Source organism: Duganella rivi (genome assembly GCF_009857435.1).
In the GTDB taxonomy this organism is placed as follows: Bacteria; Pseudomonadota; Gammaproteobacteria; order Burkholderiales; family Burkholderiaceae_D; genus Rugamonas; species Rugamonas rivi.
The window spans coordinates 289,956-314,093 of the sequence record NZ_WWCK01000007.1 but is presented as its reverse complement, the minus strand read 5'-3'; the positions used below and the strand labels follow the sequence as shown (position 1 = coordinate 314,093).

At 63.4% G+C, this 24,138-nt stretch carries 23 protein-coding genes; 14 read left to right on the top strand and 9 right to left on the bottom strand.

Annotated elements, in window-relative coordinates; genetic code table 11:
• Nucleotides 1-2 precede the first annotated feature (2 nt).
• Nucleotides 3-977, top strand: coding sequence for a thiamine-phosphate kinase (gene thiL / locus GTP45_RS24355; protein WP_161016454.1), 975 nt, complete (start codon nucleotides 3-5; stop codon nucleotides 975-977).
• Here the strand turns inward: thiL and GTP45_RS24350 are convergent.
• Complete coding sequence (locus GTP45_RS24350; protein WP_161016453.1) at nucleotides 962-3,577, bottom strand: EAL domain-containing protein; 2,616 nt, start codon at nucleotides 3,575-3,577, stop codon at nucleotides 962-964. The genes thiL and GTP45_RS24350 overlap by 16 nt on opposite strands.
• Nucleotides 3,578-3,735: 158 nt before the next feature.
• Here GTP45_RS24350 and GTP45_RS24345 point away from each other — a divergent pair, with 158 nt between their 5' ends.
• The 5 genes from GTP45_RS24345 (at nucleotide 3,736) to GTP45_RS24325 (ending at nucleotide 7,017) form a co-directional block, all read left to right on the top strand.
• A complete protein-coding gene (locus GTP45_RS24345) occupies nucleotides 3,736-4,224 on the top strand; it encodes a CinA family protein (RefSeq protein WP_161016452.1) in 489 nt (162 codons plus the stop codon).
• 70 nt (nucleotides 4,225-4,294) lie between these two features.
• Complete coding sequence (locus GTP45_RS24340) at nucleotides 4,295-5,035, top strand: P-loop NTPase family protein (RefSeq protein WP_161016451.1); 741 nt, start codon at nucleotides 4,295-4,297, stop codon at nucleotides 5,033-5,035.
• 6 nt (nucleotides 5,036-5,041) lie between these two features.
• Nucleotides 5,042-5,533 carry a hypothetical protein gene (locus GTP45_RS24335; protein ID WP_161016450.1) on the top strand — a complete coding sequence of 164 codons (492 nt, stop codon included), beginning with the start codon at nucleotides 5,042-5,044 and terminating at the stop codon, nucleotides 5,531-5,533.
• A gap of 147 nt (nucleotides 5,534-5,680) precedes the next feature.
• Complete coding sequence (locus GTP45_RS24330; RefSeq protein ID WP_161016449.1) at nucleotides 5,681-6,007, top strand: ArsR/SmtB family transcription factor; 327 nt, start codon at nucleotides 5,681-5,683, stop codon at nucleotides 6,005-6,007.
• The gene (locus GTP45_RS24325) at nucleotides 6,004-7,017 is read left to right on the top strand and encodes a cation diffusion facilitator family transporter (RefSeq protein WP_161016448.1); all 1,014 of its coding nucleotides are present in this window, start codon (nucleotides 6,004-6,006) and stop codon (nucleotides 7,015-7,017) included. The genes GTP45_RS24330 and GTP45_RS24325 overlap by 4 nt, the downstream gene beginning before the upstream one ends.
• Here GTP45_RS24325 and cysK read toward each other — a convergent pair.
• Genes cysK through GTP45_RS24310 form a run of 3 tightly spaced genes read right to left on the bottom strand, consistent with a single transcriptional unit; the run spans nucleotide 7,014 to nucleotide 9,379 of the window.
• Nucleotides 7,014-7,946, bottom strand: a complete 933-nt coding sequence (gene cysK, locus GTP45_RS24320) for a cysteine synthase A (protein ID WP_161016447.1) — start codon at nucleotides 7,944-7,946, stop codon at nucleotides 7,014-7,016. The two genes, GTP45_RS24325 and cysK, sit on opposite strands and share 4 nt — an antisense overlap.
• Before the next feature lie 42 nt (nucleotides 7,947-7,988).
• Nucleotides 7,989-8,492: an FKBP-type peptidyl-prolyl cis-trans isomerase gene (locus tag GTP45_RS24315; protein WP_161016446.1), complete on the bottom strand. Its 504-nt coding sequence runs from the start codon at nucleotides 8,490-8,492 to the stop codon at nucleotides 7,989-7,991.
• 47 nt (nucleotides 8,493-8,539) lie between these two features.
• Nucleotides 8,540-9,379, bottom strand: a complete 840-nt coding sequence (locus GTP45_RS24310) for a tRNA threonylcarbamoyladenosine dehydratase (RefSeq protein WP_161016445.1) — start codon at nucleotides 9,377-9,379, stop codon at nucleotides 8,540-8,542.
• A 77-nt stretch (nucleotides 9,380-9,456) separates the two neighbouring features.
• Here GTP45_RS24310 and GTP45_RS24305 point away from each other — a divergent pair, with 77 nt between their 5' ends.
• From GTP45_RS24305 to GTP45_RS24295, 3 genes are read left to right on the top strand one after another with little or no spacing between them, the layout of a single operon-like run.
• Nucleotides 9,457-10,575, top strand: coding sequence for a hypothetical protein (locus GTP45_RS24305; RefSeq protein WP_161016444.1), 1,119 nt, complete (start codon nucleotides 9,457-9,459; stop codon nucleotides 10,573-10,575).
• Nucleotides 10,572-11,561, top strand: coding sequence for a DUF4034 domain-containing protein (locus tag GTP45_RS24300; RefSeq protein WP_161016443.1), 990 nt, complete (start codon nucleotides 10,572-10,574; stop codon nucleotides 11,559-11,561). The genes GTP45_RS24305 and GTP45_RS24300 overlap by 4 nt, the downstream gene beginning before the upstream one ends.
• A gap of 5 nt (nucleotides 11,562-11,566) precedes the next feature.
• Entirely contained in the window at nucleotides 11,567-12,058 is a 492-nt protein-coding gene (locus GTP45_RS24295; protein WP_161016442.1) for a hypothetical protein, read from the top strand.
• Between the two features lie 62 nt (nucleotides 12,059-12,120).
• Here GTP45_RS24295 and GTP45_RS24290 read toward each other — a convergent pair whose 3' ends face one another.
• Nucleotides 12,121-15,099 carry a sensor histidine kinase gene (locus tag GTP45_RS24290; RefSeq protein WP_161016441.1) on the bottom strand — a complete coding sequence of 993 codons (2,979 nt, stop codon included), beginning with the start codon at nucleotides 15,097-15,099 and terminating at the stop codon, nucleotides 12,121-12,123.
• 151 nt (nucleotides 15,100-15,250) lie between these two features.
• Here GTP45_RS24290 and GTP45_RS24285 point away from each other — a divergent pair, with 151 nt between their 5' ends.
• On the top strand, nucleotides 15,251-16,249 hold the full coding sequence (locus tag GTP45_RS24285) for a proline iminopeptidase-family hydrolase (RefSeq protein WP_166454729.1): 999 nt from the start codon (nucleotides 15,251-15,253) through the stop codon (nucleotides 16,247-16,249).
• Nucleotides 16,250-16,256: 7 nt separating this feature from the next.
• Here GTP45_RS24285 and GTP45_RS24280 read toward each other — a convergent pair whose 3' ends face one another.
• Nucleotides 16,257-16,892 (bottom strand): response regulator, encoded by a 636-nt coding sequence (locus GTP45_RS24280; RefSeq protein ID WP_161016440.1) that lies wholly within the window; start codon nucleotides 16,890-16,892, stop codon nucleotides 16,257-16,259.
• 102 nt (nucleotides 16,893-16,994) lie between these two features.
• On the opposite strand from GTP45_RS24280, the gene pdxH reads away from it, so the two are divergent.
• Together pdxH and GTP45_RS24270 are read left to right on the top strand one after the other, a co-directional pair.
• Nucleotides 16,995-18,230, top strand: coding sequence for a pyridoxamine 5'-phosphate oxidase (gene pdxH / locus GTP45_RS24275; RefSeq protein ID WP_161016439.1), 1,236 nt, complete (start codon nucleotides 16,995-16,997; stop codon nucleotides 18,228-18,230).
• A 31-nt stretch (nucleotides 18,231-18,261) separates the two neighbouring features.
• Nucleotides 18,262-19,473: a class I SAM-dependent methyltransferase gene (locus tag GTP45_RS24270; RefSeq protein ID WP_161016438.1), complete on the top strand. Its 1,212-nt coding sequence runs from the start codon at nucleotides 18,262-18,264 to the stop codon at nucleotides 19,471-19,473.
• Here the strand turns inward: GTP45_RS24270 and msrA are convergent.
• On the bottom strand, nucleotides 19,466-19,990 hold the full coding sequence (gene msrA / locus GTP45_RS24265) for a peptide-methionine (S)-S-oxide reductase MsrA (RefSeq protein WP_161016437.1): 525 nt from the start codon (nucleotides 19,988-19,990) through the stop codon (nucleotides 19,466-19,468). The two genes, GTP45_RS24270 and msrA, sit on opposite strands and share 8 nt — an antisense overlap.
• A gap of 98 nt (nucleotides 19,991-20,088) precedes the next feature.
• Between msrA and GTP45_RS24260 the strand changes: the two genes are divergently transcribed.
• Nucleotides 20,089-20,592, top strand: a complete 504-nt coding sequence (locus tag GTP45_RS24260) for a flavin reductase family protein (protein WP_161016436.1) — start codon at nucleotides 20,089-20,091, stop codon at nucleotides 20,590-20,592.
• 92 nt (nucleotides 20,593-20,684) lie between these two features.
• Complete coding sequence (locus GTP45_RS24255) at nucleotides 20,685-21,869, top strand: acyl-CoA dehydrogenase (protein WP_161016435.1); 1,185 nt, start codon at nucleotides 20,685-20,687, stop codon at nucleotides 21,867-21,869.
• Nucleotides 21,870-21,905: 36 nt separating this feature from the next.
• On the opposite strand, the gene GTP45_RS24250 is transcribed toward GTP45_RS24255, so the two are convergent.
• Complete coding sequence (locus GTP45_RS24250; RefSeq protein ID WP_161016434.1) at nucleotides 21,906-22,586, bottom strand: OmpW/AlkL family protein; 681 nt, start codon at nucleotides 22,584-22,586, stop codon at nucleotides 21,906-21,908.
• A gap of 25 nt (nucleotides 22,587-22,611) precedes the next feature.
• Nucleotides 22,612-23,988, bottom strand: a complete 1,377-nt coding sequence (locus GTP45_RS24245; protein ID WP_161016433.1) for an SGNH/GDSL hydrolase family protein — start codon at nucleotides 23,986-23,988, stop codon at nucleotides 22,612-22,614.
• Nucleotides 23,989-24,138: the final 150 nt, after the last annotated feature.

Genomic DNA, 24,138 nt, shown 5'->3' with positions numbered 1-24,138 from the left:
CCATGCTCTCCGAATTCGACCTCATCAAAGAATATTTCCAGCGTCCCCACCACGCCACGCGCGCTGCGCTCGGCATCGGGGACGATTGCGCCCTGATCGCGCCCACGCCCGGCATGCAGACCGCTATTTCCTCCGACATGCTGGTGGAAGGCCGCCACTTCTTCGCCGGGGAAGACCCGCTGCGGCTGGGCCACAAGGCGTTAGCCGTTAACTTGTCCGACCTTGCCGCCATGGGCGCGCGCCCGGTCGGCTTCACGCTGGCGCTGGCGCTGCCGGAAGCCAACCGCGCGTGGCTGCAAGGCTTTTCGCAAGGCCTGTTTGCGCTGGCCGACGCCTTCAACATCGAACTGATCGGCGGCGATACCACCAAGGGGCCGCTCAACATCTGCATCACCGTGTTTGGCGAACTGCGTCCGGGCCAGGCGCTGCGGCGCAGTGCCGCGCGAGCCGGCGATGACATCTGGATTTCCGGCACGCTAGGCGATGCGCGCCTGGCGTTGGCTGGTTATCGCCTGGAGCTGCCGCAGCCGCTGGAAGCGGCAGACCAGCGCGCCGCCGCCGTGCGCATGCACACGCCGACGCCACGCGTGGAATTGGGCGTGCTGCTGGCCGAGCAAGGCCTCGCCCACGCAGCCATCGATATCTCGGATGGCTTGATTGGCGACCTCGGCCACATTTTGAAATTATCCAAAGTCGGCGCCACGCTGAACGTGGATGCACTGCCGGCCGGCGACGTCCTCGCCACGCAAGGCATCGGCCTGCGCCGCGCCTACACGGCCGCCGGTGGCGATGATTACGAGTTGTGCTTTACCGCGCCGATTGCATCGCGCGAAGCGATCCTGGCAGTGGCAGACAGCGTGGGCACGCAGGTCACGCGCGTCGGCAGCATCACCGCGGAAAGCGGCTTACGCCTGATTGATGCCAACGGTGCTGCGCTCGATCTCAAGCTCTCCAGCTTCGATCACTTCACATCCTGAAGCGCCGGCAGCGCGGTGACGTCCTCGCCCGGCTCGCCGGCCAGCTTGCCGCTGCCGTGCATCAGCCAGTAATGGTGGAAGGCCAGGCGGATGTTGTCGCGCAGCTGGGTGTCGTCCCACGGCTTGGTGTAGAAGCGGTAGATCGCGCCGCGGTTGATCGAGTCCAGCACCGCTTCCAGCCCGGTGTAGCCGGACAGGATGATGCGGATGGTCTGCGGGTACATCTCCTTGACCTTGCTGAGAAACTCGGTGCCGCTCATCACCGGCATGCGCTGGTCGCACACCACCACTTGCACTTCGTGCAGCGCCAGCAGCTCGAAAGCTTCGACCGGCGTGGCGGCGGTCAGGATCTGGTAGCCGTCGCGCCGGAACAACCGGTGCAGCGAGGCCAGCACATTCACGTCGTCATCGACGATCAGCAAGGTCTGCGCAGGATGGCTGGCCGTGCCCGGCGCCGGCGGCAGGCTGCGGGCCGATTGCACCAGTTGGCCCAGTTCGTCCGGCGGCAATGGCCGGCTGAAGAAATAGCCTTGAATTTCATCGCAGCGGCTGCGGCGTAAATACTCGAGTTGCGCGCGCGTTTCCACGCCTTCCGCGATCACCTGCAACTTGAGGCTGTGCGCCATGCTGATGATGGCCATCGCAATTGCCGCGTCGTTGGGATTGGTGGTGATCTCGCGCACGAAAGCGATGTCGATTTTCAGCTTGTCGATCGGGAAGCGCTGCAAGTAGGCCAGCGAGGAATAGCCGGTGCCGAAATCGTCAATCGCCACCTTGATGCCGAGTGCTTTCAAATTCTTCAGCACGGTAATGGTGCGGTCGGCGTTGGACATCAGCGCGGTTTCCGTGAGTTCCAGCTCCAGCAATTCTGGCGGCACCTTGTGGTTCGACAGCGCCTCGCGCACCACTTGCTCTAGGTCGCCTTCGACGAATTGGCGGCTGGCGACGTTGACCGCCACCCGCACCGGCCCCACGCCCTGTTGCAGCCAGGCGGCGATCTGGCGGCAGGCGGCGTCAATGATCCAGTTACCGACGCGCACCACCAGTCCGGTGTCTTCCAGCACCGGCACAAACTCGGCCGGATACACCAGGCCGAAGCCCGGCCGCTGCCAGCGCAGCAGCGACTCCACGCCGGCAATCGCGCCGGTATGCAGGTTGACCTTGGGCTGGTAGTGCAGGCGCAATTCCTGGTTGTCGAACGCGCGGCGCAGCGCCAGTTCCATGTCGAGGCGCGCCAGCACTTGCACATTCATGCCGGCGGTGAAGAAACGGTAGCCGTCGCGCCCGGCCTGCTTGGCGCGCGACATCGCGGTGTCGGCATACTTGACCAGCGTTTCGGGATCAGTGGCGTCGTCCGGGTACATGGCGATGCCGATGCTGGCGCTGAGCACGGCCAACTGGCCATCCAGCTCAAACGGCTGGCGCAGCGCGTCGCGCACCTCGTTGGCGGCGTTGACGGCGTCTTGCTGGTCGCGGTTCATGGTCATGATCAGCGCGAACTCGTCGCCGCCGAGCCGGCCGGCGGTGTCGCGGATGCGCACGCACTGCACCAGCCGGTTACTGAACTGGCGCAGCAAGTCGTCGCCGCGCGCGGTGCCGAGCGAATCGTTGATGGCCTTGAAGCGATCGAGCCCGATGAACAGCACGGCGATGCGCCACGCCTTGTCCTGCGCCAGCGCGATGGAATCGGCCAGCGTCTTGAAAAACAGCGTGCGGTTGGGCAGGCCGGTCAGGCTGTCGTAATGGGCCATGCGCTGCAACAGCTCTTCCGACTGGCGGCGCTCGCTGATGTCGCGCGCCACGCCCAGCAGCACCGAGGGCTGGCCGGGGCGTTGCAGCAACTGCCAGTACAGCTCGACCGGCACCGCGATCAGGTCGCTGCGCATCAACTCCAGCTCGGCCAGTTCCGGCGAGCGCGCCTGCCCGAGCGCCACCGCGTACGCGGCTAGCCGCTCGGCCTGCTTGCGCAGCGAGTCCGGCGTGCCGAGGCCGATGCGGCTGGCGCTCTGGCCCAGCATCTCGCCACGCGGATAGGCCAGCATGCGGCAGGCACCGTCGTTGATGTCGACCAGCTCGGCGCTGTCGGGATCGAGCAGGAAAATCGCGTCGGCGGTGGCGTCCATGGCGGAGCGGAAGCGCTGCAATTCGGCGGTTCGCTCGCGCACGGTTTGTTCGAGGCGGGCGTTGTAGCTGCGCTCGCGCTTGTGCAGCAAGCGCATCTCCAGCATGTTGCGGATGCGCGTCAACGTCTCTATCGGATCGAAAGGCTTGCTGATGAAATCGCGCGCGCCGGACTCGAAAGCGCGCAGTTTGTGGTCGGGCTGGGCGGTGACTACCAGCACCGGCAGCCAGCCGTCCGGCTCCAGCGGCTGGAGCGCGTCCATCACGTCGAAGCCGCTCATGCCGGGCATTTGCAGGTCGAGGATGATCAGGTCGAAGGCTTGCTCGGCGTGGCGGCTGGCGACCACGCGCGGGTCAGTCGTCGAGCTGACGGCCTTGTAGCCGGTGGAAGTGAGCAGGTATTCCAGCAATTCCACGTTGACCGGCTGGTCGTCAACGATCAAGATGCGGGCGTGATAGATGTCGGTCGGACTGATCATTGCGCCTCCGGGAGAAACGAACTCATCAGTTACTGTAGCAGCCTGTACCAAGAGTGGCGCACGGTTGCCACTATAACAAATTTCCGTGCACCACTGGCATCGATTACGGCGTGCATGGTACAGTGATAGCCAGCCCCACGACCAGAGAAGGAGTAGCCATGAGCAACAGCGACACCATCCTCGATCTCGCCGCGCAAGTCGGCAAAGCGTTACAAGACAAGGGCTTGATACTGGCCACGGCCGAGTCCTGCACGGGCGGCGGCGTGGCGCAGGCCATCACGGAAATCGCCGGCTCGACCGGCTGGTTCGACTGCGGCTTCGTCACCTACTCGAATGCCTCCAAGACCGAAATGCTGGAGGTGTCCCCCTCGCTGATCGCGCAGATGGGCAGCGTGTCGGAAGAAGTAGCGGCGGCCATGGCTTCTGGCGCGCTCGGTTCCAGCAATGCGCACATCGCGGTATCCACCACCGGCATCGCCGGCCCGACCGGGGCGGTGCCGGGCAAGCCGGTGGGCACCGTCTGCTTCGGCTGGGCCAATGCCGATACCGTCCACACCGAGCGCCTGGTGTTTTCCGGCGACCGCCGCGCGGTGCGCGAGCAAACCGTGATCCACGCGCTGCAAGGGCTGCTGCGCTTCATAAATTAAGCCAGCCGGTTGCCTTCGCGCGGCAAAACAATTACTCTCGACGCATTCAAATGCGTTTCGGGAGTAGTTGATGCAAAACACGGTACATTTTATTCTCCAGGGTAAAGGCGGCATCGGCAAGACGCTGGTCTCGACCATTCTTGCGCAATGGATCGCCAGCAAGGATGTGGCTGAGGGACAGCAACCGCTGCGCTGCTACGACACCGACCAGGAGAATGCGACCTTCTCGCGCTACAAGGCGATGAACGTCAAGCACGTACCGGTGATGACCGACAGCCGCACCATCGACAACAAGCGCTTCGACGCGCTGATGATCGACCTGCTGGAAGAAGAAGGCAACTGCGTGATCGACAACGGCGCCAACACCTTCTCGCCGCTGATGGGCTACCTGATCGAGAACGACTGCTTTGCCTTGTTGCAGGAATCGGGCCGCAAAGTCTACATCCACACCATTGTGGGCGGCGGCGACACGCTGCACGATACCGCCATGGGCTTTGTCTCAACCGCCAAGGCCACCTCGGTGCCGCTGGTGCTGTGGGAGAACGAACACTTCGGCCTGCTGCAATCGGCGGCCGGCAAGCAATTCATCGAGTCGCAGACCTATGCCGACAATTCGTCGCGCGTGGTGGGCCGGGTGGTGCTGTCGGCGCGCAATGCCGACACCTTTGGCGCCGACATCAAGAAAATGAACACGGCGCGCCTGACGGCGGCCGAGGTGAAAGAGAGCGACAAGTTCAACGTGATGGAAAAGCAGCGCATCAAGGTCGTGTTCCGCGACCTGTTCGAGCAACTCGACAAAGTACAGTGGTAAGCGGCCATGGATCAGCAAAAGCTGCGCGCGCTGGTATTTGAAAAAACCGGCGTCAAGATCGACGTTGACGACCCCGTGTTCGCGCTGGTGGCGCTGAACGAGGCGGTGCTGGAAGAAGCGGTGGAGCGCCACATCGCCCGCATCGACGCCGCCTCGCAAACGCTGGTGGAGCACGCCGTCCATGCGGGTCCGTCGCACCATCACGGCCACGAATCGCACCCGCCGGGCTACGTGCCGACGCCGTCGGCGGGCGTGGTGCGGCCGATCGCCACGCAAACCTCGCCGATCACGCCGCGCGAACTGCGGCTGCTCGGTGCGGCGGCAGGCATTGCCCTTGCCAGCGCGCTGATCGTGCTGGGCGGCCAAGCCGCCTTCCACAAATCCGGCCTCACGCCCGAACAAGCGCAAGCGCTGCAAAAAGCCGAAAAGCTGGAGCAAGCGCTGCAAAAACTCGACCCCAAACTCCGCGCCCAACTCCCCGCCGAACTGCAAAAATAATCCGGGGTCAGGTCCTCCATTTCTACACGAGCTCCGCCGTAGCGCCTGCTACGGCAGAGCTCGTGTAGAAATGGAGGACCTGACCCCGGAGTTTGTGACCCCGGAGTTTGTGCTAACATATGAACACCTATTCATTTGTTAGTGATAATGAGCTGCCAACACGATTATTCCAATTGCGATCCGCAGATCGCTCAATTGGCTGACCTGTTTCATTTGCTGGGCGATCCTACCCGCTTGCGGATTGTGCTCGCCTGTATGCCGGCGCCGATTGCCGTTAGCGAGATCGCCGCTACACTGGAATTGAGCGGCTCGCTGGTCAGCCACCACCTGCGCCTGCTGCGCGCCGCCCGCATCGTCAAGTCCGAGCGCCAAGGCAAGCAGGTTTTCTACTCCGCCGCCGATGCCCATATCAGCGGCGTTCTTAACGATATGCTCGAACATATCGCCGAACCTTCCACCGGAACCGAAGCATGAGCAAGCACCACGATCATCACCACCATGACCACGATCACGGGCACGATCATGGCCACAGCCATGCCCACGGACACCATCACCACCACGGCGATCCCAACACCATGGGCCGCGCTTTCGCCATCGCCATCGTGCTCAACACGGCATTTGTGGCGATCGAGTTTTTCTACGGCTTCCTCGCCAACTCCACCGCGCTGATGGCCGATGCCGGCCACAATCTGTCCGACGTGCTGGGCCTGATGCTGGCCTGGGGCGCCGCCATTCTCGCCAAGCGCGCGCCGAACAATCAATACACCTACGGCTTGCGCAGCACCTCGATGCTGGCCGCGCTGTTCAACGCCATGCTGCTGATGGCTGCTTGCGGCGGCATCGCTTTTGAAGCCGTGCAGCAGTTGCTGCACCCGGATCCGGTGGCCGGCTTGACGGTGTCCGTGGTGGCCGGCGTCGGCATCCTGATTAACGGTTTCTCGGCGTGGCTGTTTATGTCGGGCAGCAAGGACGATATCAATATCCGCGGCGCCTACCTGCACATGGCGGCCGACGCCGCGATCTCGCTGGGCGTGCTGGTGGCCGGCGTGATCGTGCGCTACACCGCGTGGAATTGGCTGGATCCACTGGTCAGCATGATTATCGTGGCCTTTATCGTGGCCAGCACGTGGTCGCTGCTCAAGCAGTCGCTGCGCATGATGCTGGCCGCCGTGCCGGACAACGTCGACCGCGCCGGGATCGAACAGTTCCTGAGCAAACAGCCAGGCGTGAGCAAGGTCTGCGATCTGCACATCTGGGCCATGAGCACCACCGAGAACGCGCTGACGGCGCAGCTGGTCACGCCGTCCGGCTATCCGGGCGATGAGGTGATCGACGCCATCAGCAAGGAGCTGCGCGAGGGGTTCTCGATCCAGCACAGCACCTTGCAAATCCGCCTCGGCGCCAGCGCGCAAGAGTGCTGTTTAAAAGCGCCAGCCGATGATCATGGCCACGATCATGATCACGGCCACGCCCACGCGCACTAATCCGCCAGGTTGGCATACAGGGCGGTACTCAGATACCGCTCGCCAAACGACGGGATCACCGTCACGATGATTTTGTTGGCATTCTCCGGCCGCAGCGCCACTTGCAGCGCCGCCCACAGCGCGGCGCCGGACGATATCCCCACCAGCAGCCCTTCCTCGCGCGCCGCCCGGCGTGCCGTCTCAAACGCATCGTCGTTCGACACGCACACGATCTCGTCATAGATTTTGGTATTCAGCACGCCCGGCACGAAGCCCGCGCCTATGCCCTGGATCGGGTGCGGCCCCTTGGTGCCTTTCGATAAAATCGGCGACGCTTCCGGCTCTACCGCCACGCAGCGGAATTCCGGCTTGCGCGACTTGATCACTTCGCCCACGCCGGTAATGGTGCCGCCGGTGCCAATGCCGGCCACCAGGATATCGACGCGGCCATCGGTGTCGTTCCAGATTTCTTCCGCCGTGGTGCGCCGGTGCACGTCCGGGTTGGCGGGGTTGTTGAATTGCTGCGGCATCAGGTAGCGCGAGTCGGACGCGGCCAGTTCGTCGGCGCGGCGGATCGCGCCCATCATGCCTTCGCTGCCCGGCGTCAGCACCAGCTCGGCGCCATAGGCGCGCAGCAACATGCGCCGCTCGCGGCTCATGGTGTCCGGCATGACCAAGGTGCAGCGGTAGCCGCGCGCCGCGCACACCATCGCCAGCGCGATGCCGGTATTGCCGCTGGTCGGTTCGAGGATGATGGTGTCGGGACGGATCTGCCCGGCCGCTTCGGCCGCTTCGATCATGGACAGGCCGATGCGGTCTTTCACGCTATGGGCTGGATTGCAGTATTCGAGCTTGGCGAGGATTTGGGCCGTGCTGCCCTGGTTCAAGCGATTCAGCCGCACCAGGGGCGTGCGGCCGATCAGCGCGGTAACGTCGTTGGCAATCTTCATGGAGAACCTCCGAGTTCGGGACGGAGGTTCCAGTCTACGCCTTTATTTGACGTCCACCAGTTCTACGTCGAAGATCAGGGCCGAATTTGGCGGGATGTTGCCGCCCGGTGTGGGGCGCGAGCCATACGCGAGGTCGGCCGGGATAATCAGGGTGCGCTTGCCGCCCACTTTCATGCCCTTGATGCCCTGATCCCAGCCCTTGATCACGCGGCCGGCGCCCAGCACGAAGTCGAGCGGCTCGCCGCGCGCGATCGAGGTGTCGAACATTTTGCCGTGCATGTGCTTGGCCAGCGGACGGTACAGCCAGCCCGTGTAGTGCATGTAGACGGTGGCGCCGACGGTGGCTTCCTTGCCGGTGCCGACCACGGTGTCGGTGACGATCAGTTGCTCAGCCGCCGGGCCCGGCGTAGCCGAACCAACGACAACGGGCGCAGCCGCAGGAGCAGCGGCAGGCGCAGCTTCGGCTGGCGCTTGCGGCGCCGCAGTCTGGGCTTGCGCAACGGCGGCAGCCAACAACATTGCAACGAAAACGGAACTACGCTTCATGTGGTTTCTCTCGATCGGTTCTGTAGACAGCTCGGAATGATAGCAAACTAGGCGGCGTCCGGGGCCGCTGTCGGCAGTGCATCGTCGGCCAGACGGCGCAGCGCGTGGCCGGCCGCCACCATGCCGAAGGTGGCGGTGACCACCATGGCCGAGCCGAAACCGGCGCAATTGAGGCCGGTCACGCCGCCGCTGCGGTCGTCGCCGTCGACCGTGCAGACCTCGCCAGTTTCCGGGAATTTCAGCGGCTCCATCGAGAACACGGCGTCGATGTGAAACTTGGTTTTCTCGCCGCGCGGGAATCCGTACTGGGCGCGCATGATTTTGCGCACCTTCTTCAGCAGCGGCTCCTGCTCGGTCTTGGCCAGGTCGCGCACCGAGATTTGCGCGGCGTCGGTCTTGCCGCCGGCGCTGCCGATGGTGATCACCGGCATGTCGTGGCGGCGCGCCCAGGCCAGCATGGCGGCCTTGGCTTTCACGGAATCGGTGGCGTCGATCAGGTAGTCGTAGTTGCCGGCGCCCAGCATCTGCTCGAGGTTGTCCGGCTCGACAAATTCTTCGACCTGGTTGACCTTGCAGAATGGGTTGATCTGGGCAATGCGCTCGGCCAGCGCGGCAATCTTGGCCATGCCGACGGTGCTGCTCAGGGCCTGGATCTGGCGGTTGATGTTGGACTCGGCCACGTTGTCGAGGTCGATCAAGGTGAGCTGGCCGATGGCGCTGCGGGCCAGCGCCTCGACGATCCACGAGCCGACGCCGCCCACGCCCACCACGCACACGTGCGCCGTGCGGAAGCGCGCCAGCGCGTGCGCGCCGTACAGGCGCGCGATGCCGCCGAAGCGTCGTTCAAAGTCGACATCGTCGAATTCTGGGGTAGAGATACTGTTCATCCCGTCATTTTAACGGACGGCGGCAAAAACAATGTTAATATCAAATTTGATAACATTCCTAACAAGAAAGGTTCGCCATGCGCTGGTGCTTGCCGCTTCTGTTCTGTTGTGCCTCGGCCGTCGCGGCCGCGCCGGATAAGCAAGACCAGGACGCGCTGCAAAACCTGCGCAACCACCTGGCCCGCTCGTTCGAGCTGGCGCCGGAGCTGCCGCTGGACGACGACCTGCGCGCCCGCGCCGGCCAGCTCAGCGCCGCCCATCTGGAACGCATCAACGCCCTGCTGCCATTGTGGATGGAGGAGGAACGCACGCTGCAAAGCACAGGGGGCAAGCAGGCCGAGCGATGGTCGGTGTTCTTCGCGCTATGGGCACGGCTGCTGAACGAGTTGGCCTTGTGGCAGCTGGAGCCGGGCGACGCCGCCTACGAGCAAGCCACGCTAGCCGCGCTTAAAGGCTCGCCGCTGCAATGCAAGCTGCACGGCGACAGCCACTTTACCGACTATGCCGCCCGCATTGCCCGCATCCAGCAATTGCCGGCGGCGCAGCGCCCCGCCATGCTGGCCACCGAGCGCGAACTGCTGGCGCACTGGGGCCAGCCGCGCCCCGCCCCGGCCGCGTGGCCCGAGCCGCTGCCGCAGGAGGCGGCGCTCGCCTTGCTCTCGTCCAGGCAGCAAGACCGGCCGCCCTTGCCGCCCACACTCGCGGTTCAACTGCTGAGCGAGGGGAAAGACTACGCCGCCATGGCGCGCGAAGATCAATGCCTGCTGCACCTGTGGTGGTTCAAGCGCAATCTGCAACAGGGCGTGGCGCCCGCCGTCGCGCTGAGCGCGTTCCGCTACGGCACCATGATTAGCGCCGAGATGCGCTTCGCCGGCATGTTCGAATCCGGCACCACCAACGGCAAGCCGGCTCCCGCCCCGGCCGATGGCAAGCTTCCCTATCCGCCGATCGCCAGCCGCTTCCACGCCGTCGGCGCCACCGTCGTGCAGCTCAAGCTGAATGCGAATGGCAAGCCGCAGCAAGCCAGCGTGGTCGGCCGCACCGTGACCGTGCCCGGCATTCGCGGCGCACGGCCGGTGGCCTTTGAAACGCTGTTCGATGCGGCCACACTGAAGTACGCCATGGACGGCAGGCTGCCCACCGATCCAACGTTCAAGGTTCAACTGGTCTGGAAACTGGAGGACACGCAGCCATGAAATTCCGCCACCTGTTGCCGGCACTGCTCCTGTGCGCGACCGGCGCGGCGGGCGCCGCCGACGAATCGCCGATCAGCAAGCAAGCGACGCAAGCGTTTTGGTGGGGCGACTTTGCCGCGCTGGAACAGCAGAACGCCACGCTGCGCCAGCCCGGCCACGTCGGCAGCGACGGCGTGCCGGAGATCGACTGGTTCCGCACCGGCCTGACCGAGGTCATCAACGAGGAAGCCGTCAACCAGGAGGCCTACCTGCAAGAGCTTGAGAAGCTGACACTGCAATGGGCCAGGGACTATCCCAAATCGGCGCTGGCCCACGTGCTGTATGCACGGGTGCTGGTGGCGCACGCGTGGGCCTACCGTGGCGGCGGCTTTGCCAAGGACGTGCCGCCGGAAGCATGGAAGGATTTTCAAACCTATCTACAGCGCGCCACCCAGTACTTGCTCGATCATGCCGAGGTAGCGTTAAGCGACAGCTATGGCCACTACACCTTGCTGGTGATCGCCAAGGCGACCGACTGGGACGACAAGCAGCTGTGGGACATCGTCAACGACGGCTTGCAGCGCAACCCGGACGATGCCAGCCTGTACTTCACCGCGCTCACCGCCATCCTGCCCAAGTGGGGCGGCGACGTGAAGCGCCTGGACAAGTTCATCCGCAAGGCCACCGAGCAAACCAGGGCGCAATTCGGCAGCGGCATGTATGCCCGCTTGTACTCGGCCGCTGCCGAGGAAGAATTCGGCCACGCGCTGTTCCAGAACAGCCACGCCGACTGGCCGACCTTGAAGCAAGGCTACGAGGATATGCTGGCGCGCTACCCCAGCGACGGCCGCCGCAACCGCTACGCCTACATGGCCTGCCTGGCCAAGGACAAGCCGACCTTGCTGGCCCAGCTCGATCTGCTCGGCGACAAGGTCGCACCCGCCTCGTGGGGCCCGAACCCGCAGCGCAGCCTCGAAGGCTGCCAGCGCTGGGCTAAGCAGGGTTAAGCTGCATGCGCGGTCTCAGCCTCCTCATACTGCTGGCCCTCAGCGCTTGCGCAGCCCCTCCTGTCGCCAAGCTGAGCGCCAGCTCCAGCGAGCAATTCAACACCAGCAGCGACTCATCCAAGCTGAACATCGAAAGCAAGGCGATCAGCATCTACCTCGCGCCGTGTGCAAGCGATGTATGCGGCACCGTGGTCATCGCGCCAGGCGCCAGCTTCCGCTTCGTACATCCGATGGTGTCAGTGACCGATCTCCAGCACAAGCCGCGAACCAGCCTGATGGTGGATGCTTCAGATTCCGAGATCGACCTCTCCAGCGACGGCAATAGCCAATCCAGCGGCTGGTCACTGCAAGCCAAAACCCCGCGTCCCGGCAAGCGCCAGAACTTTATCGTCCACCTTGCAGGGGCGACAGCTGGCGGCCTGGTGCTGCAACTGCCAGATGTGGAACTCAATGGCAAGCAAGCCCGGCTTCCAGCCGTGACGCTGACGTCACATTGAGCAATGCGCGTGGTATGAGTCATCACCGGTCAGCATACGATACAAGCGCCGGGACTTGAGCACTACGCGTAAGCGAGGTGCTTCCTGATGCGCAGCGAGATGCTGGTGCCGCGTCCCGCTTCACTGGTGACTTGCAGGTCCGCGCCGATCAGCTTGGCGCGTTCGAGGATGCCTTTCAGCCCCCAGTGCCCAGCCGCGTCATCCGGCACCGCCTCGCCGCCGATCAGGCCGCGGCCGTTGTCGCGGATGGTGAGATTGAAGTCCTTGCGGCCGTATTCAACCGACAGCGAGATCATATCCGCCTGCGCATAGCGCACCGCGTTGAACAGCGACTCGCGGCCTATCGCGTAGGCCTCGTCATAGACGCCTTCGCGCAGCGGCCGCGCGGTGCCGGCCAAGCGGGCTTCGAACTTGTGCGTGCCCATCGCCGTCAGCGTGTGGCCGAATTCCGACAGCACATCGAACAGCGCGCTGCTGCTGGCCGGCGAACGCAGATCCATGATTTCGTTGCGTCCTTCCACCAGCAACTGCTCGGCCATTTTCAGCGTGTGGTTGAGGCGCTCGCGGCCCTTGGCATCCTTGGGCAGCAGCTCGAAGTGGGCGCGGAACGACAGGATCAGGCCCTGTACGCTTTGCAGCAGCGTGTCGTGCAAGGTGCGGGCGATGCGCGTGCGCTCGGCCAGCCGCTCCTGCATGCGCTGCGTGAGTACGCGGATGCGCAGCACGTGGCCGGCGTACAGCAGCGCCAGCGCGGCCGCTGCCAGCAAGATCTTGAACCAGATGGACTGCACAAAGGTCGGCGGCAACTCCACCGCCACCGAGACCACGCTGGGCTGCCACACGCCGTCCTCATTGGCGGCGCTGACGTCGAAACGATAGCTGCCCGGCTGCAGATTGGTGTAGAACGCTTCGCGCCGCTCGGTCGGCCCCTGCCAGTTGGCATCCACGCCCGCCAGCCGGTAGCGGAAGCGGATGCGCTCGGGCATGCGCATTGCCAGCGCGGTAAATTCGATGTGCAAGTCATCGGCGCCCTTGGGCAAGCTGACCTGGCCGCGCTCGGAAACCGGCAGCTTGTTGCCGTTGCTGGAGACGCTGCGCACCAGCACCGGCGGCGCCATGCGGCTGCGCGGAATGCGTGCCGGATCCAGCACAAACACCGCGCTGCTGGTGGTGAACCACAAGCGGCCGTCATCGGCACGCAGCAGGGAAGGAATCGGCCGCAGCTGCATGGCGTGGCCGGCCAGGCCGTCGTGCGCATCGAAACGTTCAAACGCCGGCGTGTGCGCAGGATGTGCCAGCCACTCGGCAATCTGCTCCGATGCAATATGGTAGACGCCGTCCGCGCCATGCATCCACAAGTCGCCGCCGGAAGTTCTCACCAGGCCGGAGACGCCCTTGAACAATTCCCCGCCCTGGCCTTGCAGCGGCCACAAGCGCCCATCGCGGTAAAGCATCACGCCGCGCTCGCCGCCCAGCCACATGCGCTCGTGATCCGGCGTTAATTGCAGCACGGCCCCCATGTCCAAGCCGTTCGATGCGTTCAGCTGGCGTGCCGGTTTGCCCGCGTCGTCCGTGATGGTGACCGTGTTGTTGGCATGCGCCAGCCAGATCGCGCCGGTGTCGTCACTGGCCATGGCCAGCGTCAATGCGCTGGTGTAGCGGGCCACGTCGTCAGCGCGGCTCCACTGCTTGCCGACCAGGCGGAACAGGGGGCCGCTGGAAAACGACACCCACAGCACGCCGCGCCGGTCACGCAGCATCGCTTGCGGATAAAAGCTGTGCACCTCGGCCGGCGCGGGCGTGGTCAGCAACCTGCCATCCGGCTTGAGTTCATAGACCGCGCTATCGGTGCCGAAATACAGCGTGTCCTCGGCGCTGCGATAGCTGGCCGTGATCGCGCCTTTCACACCCAAGCGGCTGATGCCCTGCTCGGCATAGCGAAAGATCTGCTCATTGGCGCGGTCGCCGACCAGCATGGAGGCGTTTGGCGCCAGTGCGATGCCCGGCGCTTCCAGCGGCTTGTCCAGCACCAGCGGACGCAAGCGGTTGCTGCGGATGCGGTCGATGCCCAGCGCGGTGCCGATCCAGATATCGCCCTCGCGGTCTTCAAAGAAGCACTGCGCCTGCGGGCCGCTCATGCCGAGGTTTTGCGTCAGCCGCTGATTCGGGTAGCCGACGCCGTTGTTGCCGAAGCGGCGCTCGACGCCGTCAGGGTGCAGCACCCACATGGTGTGGTCGCTGCCGAAGCGCATGCCCATGCCCGGAAAATCGGGCTTGACCGGCTGGCCGTCCGGCGGCGCGCTGGTGCGCACCCGCAGGTACTGGTACTGCTTGTCCCGCGCCCAGATGGTGCCGTCCGGCGCCTCGGCCACGGCCAGCAAGGTCACGCGCGGCCATGCCTGCGTGAAGCGCTGCTGTCCCGGCTTGCGGAAGAACAGCCCTTGCAGCGAGGCGACCCACTGCGTGCCGTCGCGCGCCAGCAGGATTTGGTAGACAAACTTTTCCGGCAAGCCGACTTCGTTGCCCAGCACCTTGAAACGCTTGGCGCCCGGCGCCAGCCAGGCGACGCCGTCGCGCGTGCCGACCCACACCTCGCCCTCGCTGGCCGCCTCGATGTGAATCACGCCGCCGGTAGGCAAGCCCTCCGCCTCGCCGAAGGAACGGCTGCCGCCGGGACGAAACAAGGTCACGCCGCCCAGCCGATAGCCGACCCATAGCCCCTGCTTGCTGTCCGCCGTCAGGCCGATGACGTTGCTGGAATCGAGCCGCTGGCCGTACACGCTGTCGACTTTTTCAAAGTGCACGCCGTCAAAGCGATACAGCCCGGTGGCCGTGGCCACCCACAGCCAGCCATCGGTGGTCTGGGTAATTTTCAGCACATCGACCGGCGCATCCTGCAGGCGGTTCCAGGCGGTGTGCGTGAAGTCGGACAGCAAGGGCGCAGGCGTGGCAGCCCGGCTGTCCACGGGGGACAGCAGCAACAGGCCAAGGGCCAGGGCGCGGAGGATAGAACGGCAATTGCTCACGGTAAGCGGCGGCAAGGGAAACTCCCGCATTTTATCGAACAACTATACCGTAGCTCGGGCACAGCCTGGCGAAAGTGGCGCTCGCCTACCTACAACTAGGGATGCCAAAGCGGTACAGTGGCCCGAGAATGGCGCCCGCCTCAACTTACAGAAAATTTATCCCGACATGATTAACCGCCGCGCATTTTTGGCCAGCACTGCTGTTGCCACCCTGTCTACTTCCGCTCTCGCCGCCACCGTATCGGAGGCCACCATCACCAAGCCCGACGGCATCAATCCTCCGGGCGTGCGCACCGGCGGCGTGCGCATGGTGCCGGTGGTCGGCGGCAAATACAAAGTCTGGACCAAGAAAGTGGGCCATGGCCCAATCAAGGTGTTGCTGCTGCACGGCGGCCCCGGCTTCACGCACGAATACCTGGAGGCGATGGAGTCCTTCCTGCCGCAGGCCGGGATTGAGATGTACTACTACGACCAGCTGGGCTGCGGCAATTCGGATCAGCCCGACGATCCGAGCCTGTGGACGCTGCCGCGCTACGTGGAGGAAGTGGAAGAAGTGCGCAAGGGACTGGGCCTCGACAAGTTCGTCCTGTACGGCCACTCGTGGGGCGGTTTGCTGGGCATCGAGTATTCGCTGAAGTATCAGCAGCACCTGAGCGGGCTGGTGATCTCGAACATGACGGCCGGCATTGAATCGCTGCTGCGCCACCTCGAGGTGATCAAGAACACGCTGCCGCCAAAAACGCTGGCCACGCTCAAGGAAATCGAGGCGAAGGGAGACTACGACTCGCCGGAATACGAGCGCATCATGATGGAAGAACTGTATCCGGTGATGCTGTGCCGCCTGCAACCGTGGCCGGACGCGGTGGGCCGCGCGATCCGCCACGCCAACCTGAAAATCTACAACCAGATGCAGGGCAAGAGCGAGTTCATGGTCACCGGTAATTTGAAAGACTGGGAACGCTGGGATCAGCTCAAAAATATCAAGGTGCGCACCCTGACCATGGGCGCCAAATACGACGAGATGGATCCAGAAGACATCAAGCGCATGGCCACCATGATGCCGAATGCCCGCTCGGTGATTTTCGAGAACGGCAGCCACCTGGCGATGTGGGATGCGCAGGCCGAGTACTTCAGCGCGCTCATCAAGTTCCTCAAGCAGCGCTAGGCGCAGTTCAGGGGAGATCGGAAAGATCGAGGTAGCCACGGCGCATGCAGATGGCTACCGCGTGCGCGCGGTCGTTGGCGCCCAGCTTGGGCAAGATCGAGCGCATATAGGTCTTGACGGTTTCCTCGCCGATGCCCAGGTCAACGGCGATTTCGCGGTTGGAGCCGCCGCGCGCCACCAGATGCATGATGTCGCGCTCGCGCGGGGTGAGGTCATCTTTCACACAGGTGGCGTGGGCTTCCAGCTCGGCCGGCCAGTATTGCTGGCCGGCGTGGACAGTGCGGATCACCTCCAGCATGTTTTCCGACAGCATGCTTTTCAGCAAGTAGGCCGAGGCGCCCATTTTGCGCGCTTGCTTGATCAGGGCGTCGCCGCTGTAGGTGCTCAGGGCAATCACCTTGGCGCACGGCGCATAGGCGCGGATGGCGGCAATCGCCGACAAGCCGTCGCCGCCGGGCATGCGCAAATCCATCAGCGTGACGTCGGGAATCATCTGCTTGAAGGTTTCGACCGCCGCAATGCCGTCGTTGACGCTGGCAACCAGCTGCATGTCCGGGCTGGTCTCCAGCATAAACCGCACGCCTTCCCGCATCAGATGATGATCATCTGCCAACAGGATGCGGATGGGACGGGAACAGGTCATGACGGGATTTACTTCCAAAAAGAACGCCTCCTGTCATTCTACTAGACGAATTCGGCTGCCGATATCCTAGAATACGGTTGTTACCAGCCAGAGTCCCACGCCATGAGCACTACTTTGTTCGACACCGCCCCTGATTTCAACCAGCCGATCGCTGTGCTGAAGCATTGCCACGACCGTATCCGCAAGCAGCTGGCCACGATGGAAAAGCTGCTGGCCCACTTGCCCAAGCATGGCGCCGATGCCGATGCGCAGAAGGCGGCACAGGCGGTGCTCAAGTATTTCAACAACGCAGCTCACCTCCACCATCTGGATGAGGAAAACAACCTGATCCCGATGCTGCAAGCAACCGCGCGCGACGCCGATGCAGTTCTTTTGGCAGAGCTGGTGCCCGGCATTTTGGCAGGTCACGAGCAGATGGATAGAGACTGGTCTATAATCAAATCGCAACTTGAGCAGATTGCCAACGGTGCAAGTTCTTCCCTCTCGGCCGGCGACGTGGCGCGCTTTTGCGACGCCTACGCGGCCCACATGGTGGTGGAGGAAACCCATATCGCACCGATGGCCAAGCGCCTGTTCAGCGCCGAGCAAATGGCGCAACTGGGCAGCGCGATGCAGGTGCGGCGCGGGATTACCCCCGACCTGCCATCGAGCCAAGTGCCCGAACAACAAGCGGCCCCGGTCAACAACACGGTGGCCGACGGCGTGGTACTGGCGGATCTGCGCCTCGATTACGGCCGCGCCAGCCTGACGGAACACGACGTGCTGGACGATCCTATCGCCCAGTTCGGCAAGTGGTTTGAAGAAGCCCTGCATGCCAAGGTCAATGAACCGAACGCGATGAGCGTGGCCACGGTGGACGCCGACGGCAAGCCCAGTTCGCGGATTGTCCTGATCAAGCAATACGACTCGCGCGGCTTCACTTGGTACACCAATTACGAGAGCCAGAAAGGCCAGCAATTGCGCGCCAACCCGCACGCCGCGTTGCTATTCTTTTGGAGTGAACTGGAACGCCAGGTACGGATCGAAGGCAAGGTGGTGCAGACCGCCGCCGAGGAAAGCGACAAGTATTTTTACAGCCGCCCGGTGAAGAGCCAGATCGCTGCGATCGCTTCGCAGCAGAGCGCGCCCATCGCCAGCCGCGAGCTGATGGAAACCAATTACGATGCCGCCGCTGCCGCCAGCGGCGATCATCCGGTAAGGCCGGCGCACTGGGGCGGTTACCGCCTCGACCCGGAGCGTATTGAGTTCTGGCAGGGACGCCGCTCGCGGTTCCATGACCGGATTGTGTATGTCAAGCAAGCAGATGGCAGCTGGATCAAGGAGCGTTTGCAGCCTTAAGCAAGACGCCTCCTTTCCCGAGGAGGATATCTTGTTCTTACAGAATCAACTCAGCAACTGGATCGACGGCATGCGTGCGCAGCTCACGCTGCCACTACGCATCGAATTGTGGAACGGCCAGCAGGTCGATCTGTCGAGCGAGGCGCCGCGCGTGACCATCAAGCTGCCGAATGTGGCGGCGGCGCGCTATCTGCTCACGCCGTCGCTGTCCAATCTCGGCGCCGCCTACGTGGAGGGCGCAATCGAGGTCAAGGGCAAGGCCAAGGATATGATTGCCGTGGTCAATGCGCTGGCGCGCACCTCGCTCAAGGCCGAGGGCAAGTTCTCGCGGCTGGTGCGCAGCATCAGCCACAGCAAGCAGAAAGACGCGGAAGCGATCCGCTATCACTACGACGTTTCCAACGATTTCTACCAGCAGTTTCTCGATCCGCGCATGGTCTATTCCTGCGCCTACTTCGAGGACGGCGACGAGGATCTGGCCGAGGCGCAGCTCAAGAAGATCGACCACATCCTGCGCAAGATCGAGCTGCAGCCAAATCAAACCCTGCTCGACATCGGCTGCGGCTGGGGCGCGCTGGTGATCCGCGCGGCCCAGCAGTACAAGGCGCGCTGCGTCGGCGTCACGCTGTCGGAGAATCAGTGTGCGCTGGCCAAACAGCGCGTGCGCGAGGCCGGGCTCGAGCATTTGATTGAAATCCGCCTGCAAGATTACCGCGACGTGCGCGGCCAGTTCGACCGCATCACCAGCGTCGGCATGTTCGAGCATGTGGGCCTGCGCCACTTGCCCGAGTATTTCGGCGCCATCAACCAGTTGCTGGCGCCCGATGGCGTGGTGATGAATCACGGCATCACCACCACCGATACCGACAACGGCGAAACGCCGTACGGCGGCGGCGAGTTCATCGAGAAATACGTGTTTCCGCACGGCGAGCTGGCGCACATCGGCAATGTGCTGAAGGCCATGCAGCAAGGCGCGCTGGAAGTGAGCGACGTGGAAAACCTGCGCCGCCACTACGCCCGTACCTGCGCCATCTGGACGGATAATTTCGAGGCGCACGGCGACAAGGTGCGCGAACTGGCCGGCGACAAGCGCTACCGCATCTGGCATGTGTACCTGGCCGGCTGCGCCTACGCGTTCGAGCAGGATTGGATCAGCCTGTACCAGATCGTCGGCCGCAAGGCGGGCCAGCGCTCGGCGGCGCTGCCGTGGTCGCGCAAGCACATGTATCCCGCCGCTACTTGAGGCGGCTGGCGTAGGTCTTCCTGAACTTGTCCAGCTTGGGCGCCACCACGAAGGCGCAGTAGCCCTGCATGGGATGCTGGCGGAAGTAGTCCTGGTGGTAGTCCTCGGCCTTGTAGAACGGCTGGGCCGGGGCCAGTTCGGTAACGATGGGCGCGTCCCACACGTGCGCCATCTCGCTGATGACCTGGCGCGCCATGGCCTCTTGCTGCGGCGACTGGTAGTAGATGACCGAGCGGTACTGGGTGCCGATGTCGTTGCCCTGCCGGTTGAGGGTGGTCGGGTCGTGGATGGTGAAGAAAATTTCCAGCAAGTCGCGGTAGCTGATGACCGATGGATCAAACTCCAGCTTGACCACTTCCGCGTGGCCGGTATCGCCGGCGCACACTTGCTCATAGGTCGGATGCTCGCTCTGGCCTCCGGTGTAGCCGGATTCGACCGACGTAACGCCTTTCACCTCCATGTACACCGCCTCGGTGCACCAGAAGCAGCCGCCGCCCAGTATCGCCGTTTCCGTCATGACTCCCCCTTTGGTAAGAAGACTCACCCATGGCCTCACTGTAACGCAAACGTGGGCAATTCGCTATGGCGGCACAAACTTTGGCATAATGACAGACCATGAACATCACTTCCCCACGCGCCGAAGAGCGCAGCTTCGACACCGCCCATTTCCGCCAGGCGCTGGGCCAGTTCGCCACGGGCGTGACCATTATCACCACCCGCCTTGCAGATGGGACGTTTCGCGGCCTGACGGCCAGCTCGTTCAACTCGGTGTCGCTGGAGCCGCCGCTGGTGCTGTGGAGCCTGTCCAACGGCGCCAACAGCATGCCTATCTTCACCGGCAACTCGCACTACGTGATCAATGTGCTCAACGCCGAGCAGGCCCATTTGGCCAAGCGCTTTGCCACCCGTGGCATCGACCCGTGGGAAGGACTGGAATACGAGCTATCGCGCACCGGCCAGCCGATTATCAAGGGCGTGTCGGCGTGGTTTGAATGCCATAACCGCAGCCGCTACCCCGAGGGCGACCACGTGATTTTCGTCGGCGAAGTGGAATTCTGCGAGTTTTCGCCCTGCCCCCCCCTGATTTTCCACAGCGGCCAGTTCGCCGGCCTGGGCTAAAAACACAAATTGGTGTCGCTCTTTGAAAAGCCGGCACCGGGGCGGCGGCATAGAATGCTGGCAGCATTCATCATCATAATGAGAGACTATCTATGAGCCAAGCCCGCGCCCAATTCCACTGGGATGACCCTCTGCTGCTAGACCAGCAACTGACCGACGATGAGCGCATGGTGCGCGACGCCGCAGCCGCCTACTGCCAGGACAAGCTGCAACCGCGCATTCTTGAAGCCTTCCGCCACGAGCAGATGGACACTTCCATCTTCCGCGAGATGGGCGAACTGGGCCTGCTGGGCCCGACCATTCCTGAACAATACGGCGGCCCCGGCCTCAATTACGTGGCCTACGGCCTGATCGCGCGCGAAGTCGAGCGCGTCGACTCCGGCTACCGCTCGATGATGAGCGTGCAGTCGTCGCTGGTGATGGTACCGATTTATGAATTCGGCACCGAGGCGCAAAAACAGAAATACCTGCCGAAACTGGCCACCGGCGAGTGGATCGGCTGCTTCGGCCTGACCGAGCCTAACCACGGCTCCGATCCGGGCTCGATGATTACCCGCGCCAAGAAAGTGGCGGGCGGCTACGCGCTGAGCGGCGCCAAGATGTGGATCACCAATTCGCCGGTGGCGGATGTGTTCGTGGTGTGGGCCAAGGATGATGAAGGCGCGATTCGCGGCTTCGTGCTGGAAAAAGGCATGGCCGGCTTGAGCGCGCCTGCGATTCACGGCAAGTTCGGCCTGCGTGCCTCGATCACCGGCGAAATCGTCATGGATAACGTGTTTGTGCCGGAAGAGAATGCCTTCCCGGACGTGCGCGGCTTGAAAGGCCCGTTCACTTGCCTGAACTCGGCGCGCTACGGCATCGCCTGGGGCGCGCTGGGCGCGGCCGAATCGTGCTGGCACACGGCGCGCCAGTATGTGATGGATCGCGAGCAGTTCGGCCGTCCGCTGGCTGCGAATCAGCTGATCCAGAAGAAGCTGGCGGATATGCAGACCGAGATCACCATGGGCTTGCAGGGCTGCCTGCGCCTGGGCCGCATGAAGGATGAAGGCACGGCTGCGGTGGAAATTACCTCGATGATGAAGCGTAACTCGTGCGGCAAGTCGCTGGACGTGGCGCGCATGGCGCGTGACATGCTGGGCGGGAACGGTATTTCGGATGAGTTTGGCATCATCCGTCACATGGTAAACCTGGAAGTCGTGAATACCTATGAAGGCACCCACGATATCCATGCGCTGATCCTCGGCCGGGCACAGACCGGGATTCAAGCGTTTCAGTGATAAAAAAAACCGCTGCCGAGGCAGCGGTTTTTACTTTTACCAGCCCTTGAAGGCGTAGCCGACGCTGACGTTGACTGCCAGCGGGTCCAGCCTCACATCCTGCGTCTGACCGGTCGAGTAATGCGCCTTGGTCTTCAGCTTGGTCTTGATGACCGAGGCGTCCAGGAACCATTTCTCGTTGATCTTCACCGTGCCGCCGATCTGAACGCTGCCGGTGAGCTTGTCGTCGAGCTTGAAGGTGGCCGGCTGGCCGCCGGTGTTCAGCACCGCGGTCAGCTGGGCCGAGCCACGTTCTTTCTGGAACATGGCGTAGGTCAGACCCAGGCCAACATACGGACGCACCATCGCGTCCGGCTTCAGGAAGCGGTACTGGATAAAAGCGGTCGGCGGCAGCACTTCCGAGGTCGCCAGCTTGCCGGTGCCGTTGATCGAGCCGGCGCCGTACAGATCGTGCTTGTATGGCAGGCCCAGATCCAGCTCAGCCGACACGTTATCGGTCAGCATGTAGCCGATGGTGAAGCGTGGCTTGGTGTCGGTGCCCACGTCGGTCTTGGTGTTCGGCAGCGCAGGCGCCGACACGTTGCCCGAGTCCACTTTCGGGGTGATCTTGTTGGCGCCCAGGGTGCCCAGCCAGGTGCCTTTTTCCTGTTGTGCCGAAGCAGCCGAAGCTACCGTCATTGCGGCGGCCAGCGCCAGCAGTTTTACCGTGTTCTTCATAGTGTCTCCGAATGTTGATGTGTGATTACAGCCAGCCCTTGGTCACCAGCGCCATGGACACGTAACGTGCCAGCAGCAGGTTGTTGTATGGGGTTGGGTGCACATCGTCCGCGAACGACCAGTGGCTGACATCGCCCGATTTCAGGTTGCTGCCGTTGCAGCCCAGCGAGCTAGTCAGCGGATTCTTGGCAACGCTCAGGTCGCAAGCGGTATCGGTGACGTTGGTCAGGCCGTACGGGCCCGGATTGGTCGCCTGGTCGTGGCTGACGGCAAACACGTCGACCAGCACCACTTTCGATTCACCAGCCAGGCCATTGGTCAGCACGGTGTTGAAGGCGGTAACGGCAGCGTTGATCAGCGCCTGGGTCGAAGCGGCCTGGCTGCGGCCGGATGGCGTGGTGGCAACGTCAGGCAGATTGTTCACCACTACGTAGTTGGCGCCGTTGGCGAGGATCTGGGTTTTCACCAGCGCTACCAGTTCGGTTGCAGCTTGACCCATCGAGGTCACCAGTGCCGGGCCGTTGGCGGCAGCATAGTCAGCGCCAGCTTTGGCGCCGGCAGCGGTGGCGTCGGCAGTAGCCTTGGTCACCATCGGGCCATACACGGCCGGCGAAGCCACGGCCGAGTTACCTGGCTGCACGGCAGCAGCGCCGATTGCCGCCTGGGTGATGGTGGTTTGGGTCGCGCCGGTCTGAGCGGCAGCGGTTTGCGCAGCTGCGCCGATGGCTTGCGCCGCAGTCAGCGGGTTGGTCGCGCCTGCAGCCAGCTGGCCGACCAGGCTGGTGACGTAAGCGGTGTTGCCGGCAGCAGTACCGGCTGCGGTGGCAGCCGCATTCAGCGCGCCCAGCTGGGCCAGGATCTCGCCGCCGCCGCCCATCACCAGCACCAGCTCATCGCCCTTGAATTTGCCGCCGACGGCTTTCAAGTGGTTGGCAACTTGCGTGACTAGCGGATAGGTCAGCGCGCCGACCGGGCTGCCGGTCAGCTTGTGGCCGGAGCCGACCGGGTTGGTGATGCGCGAACCGCCCATGGCGTAGCCGTAGCAGCCGGTGTTGGCCTTGGCCGGTACCGAAAAACCTTTGGACGCGTCGCCATCGAGGCCGGTAACGGCGGCGCAAGGTGCGGCCACGCCGATCTGGGCGGCCAGCAGCTCAGTCCAGTTTTTACCGGTGAACGTCGGGTTGATGGCGGTGTTGTCGCCGTTGATGGTGAACTTGCCGCCCTTCAGTGCGGCAACGGTTCCGACGGCATACGAGCCGACGTCGGACAGGCTATCGCCAAACGATACCTGTGCGCTGTATTTGACTTTGACGGTTTGGGCGCCGGGTGCTGGATCGGTGCCGCCGCAACCCGCAAGGACGGCCAAGGCCATTGCAGCAAGTGCAAATTTGGTGTGACGCATTTTGTCTCCTCATGATATTTTTTTGGCTTGAGTTGCGAACGGCCGTGCTATTCGCAACCCAACTAATATGCCAGCGTTGACAACGCTTGTATAGAGGAGATTCCCTAAAAACAGGGGTTTGTGAGCAAAAAAGAACGCTTGCTCGGTGAG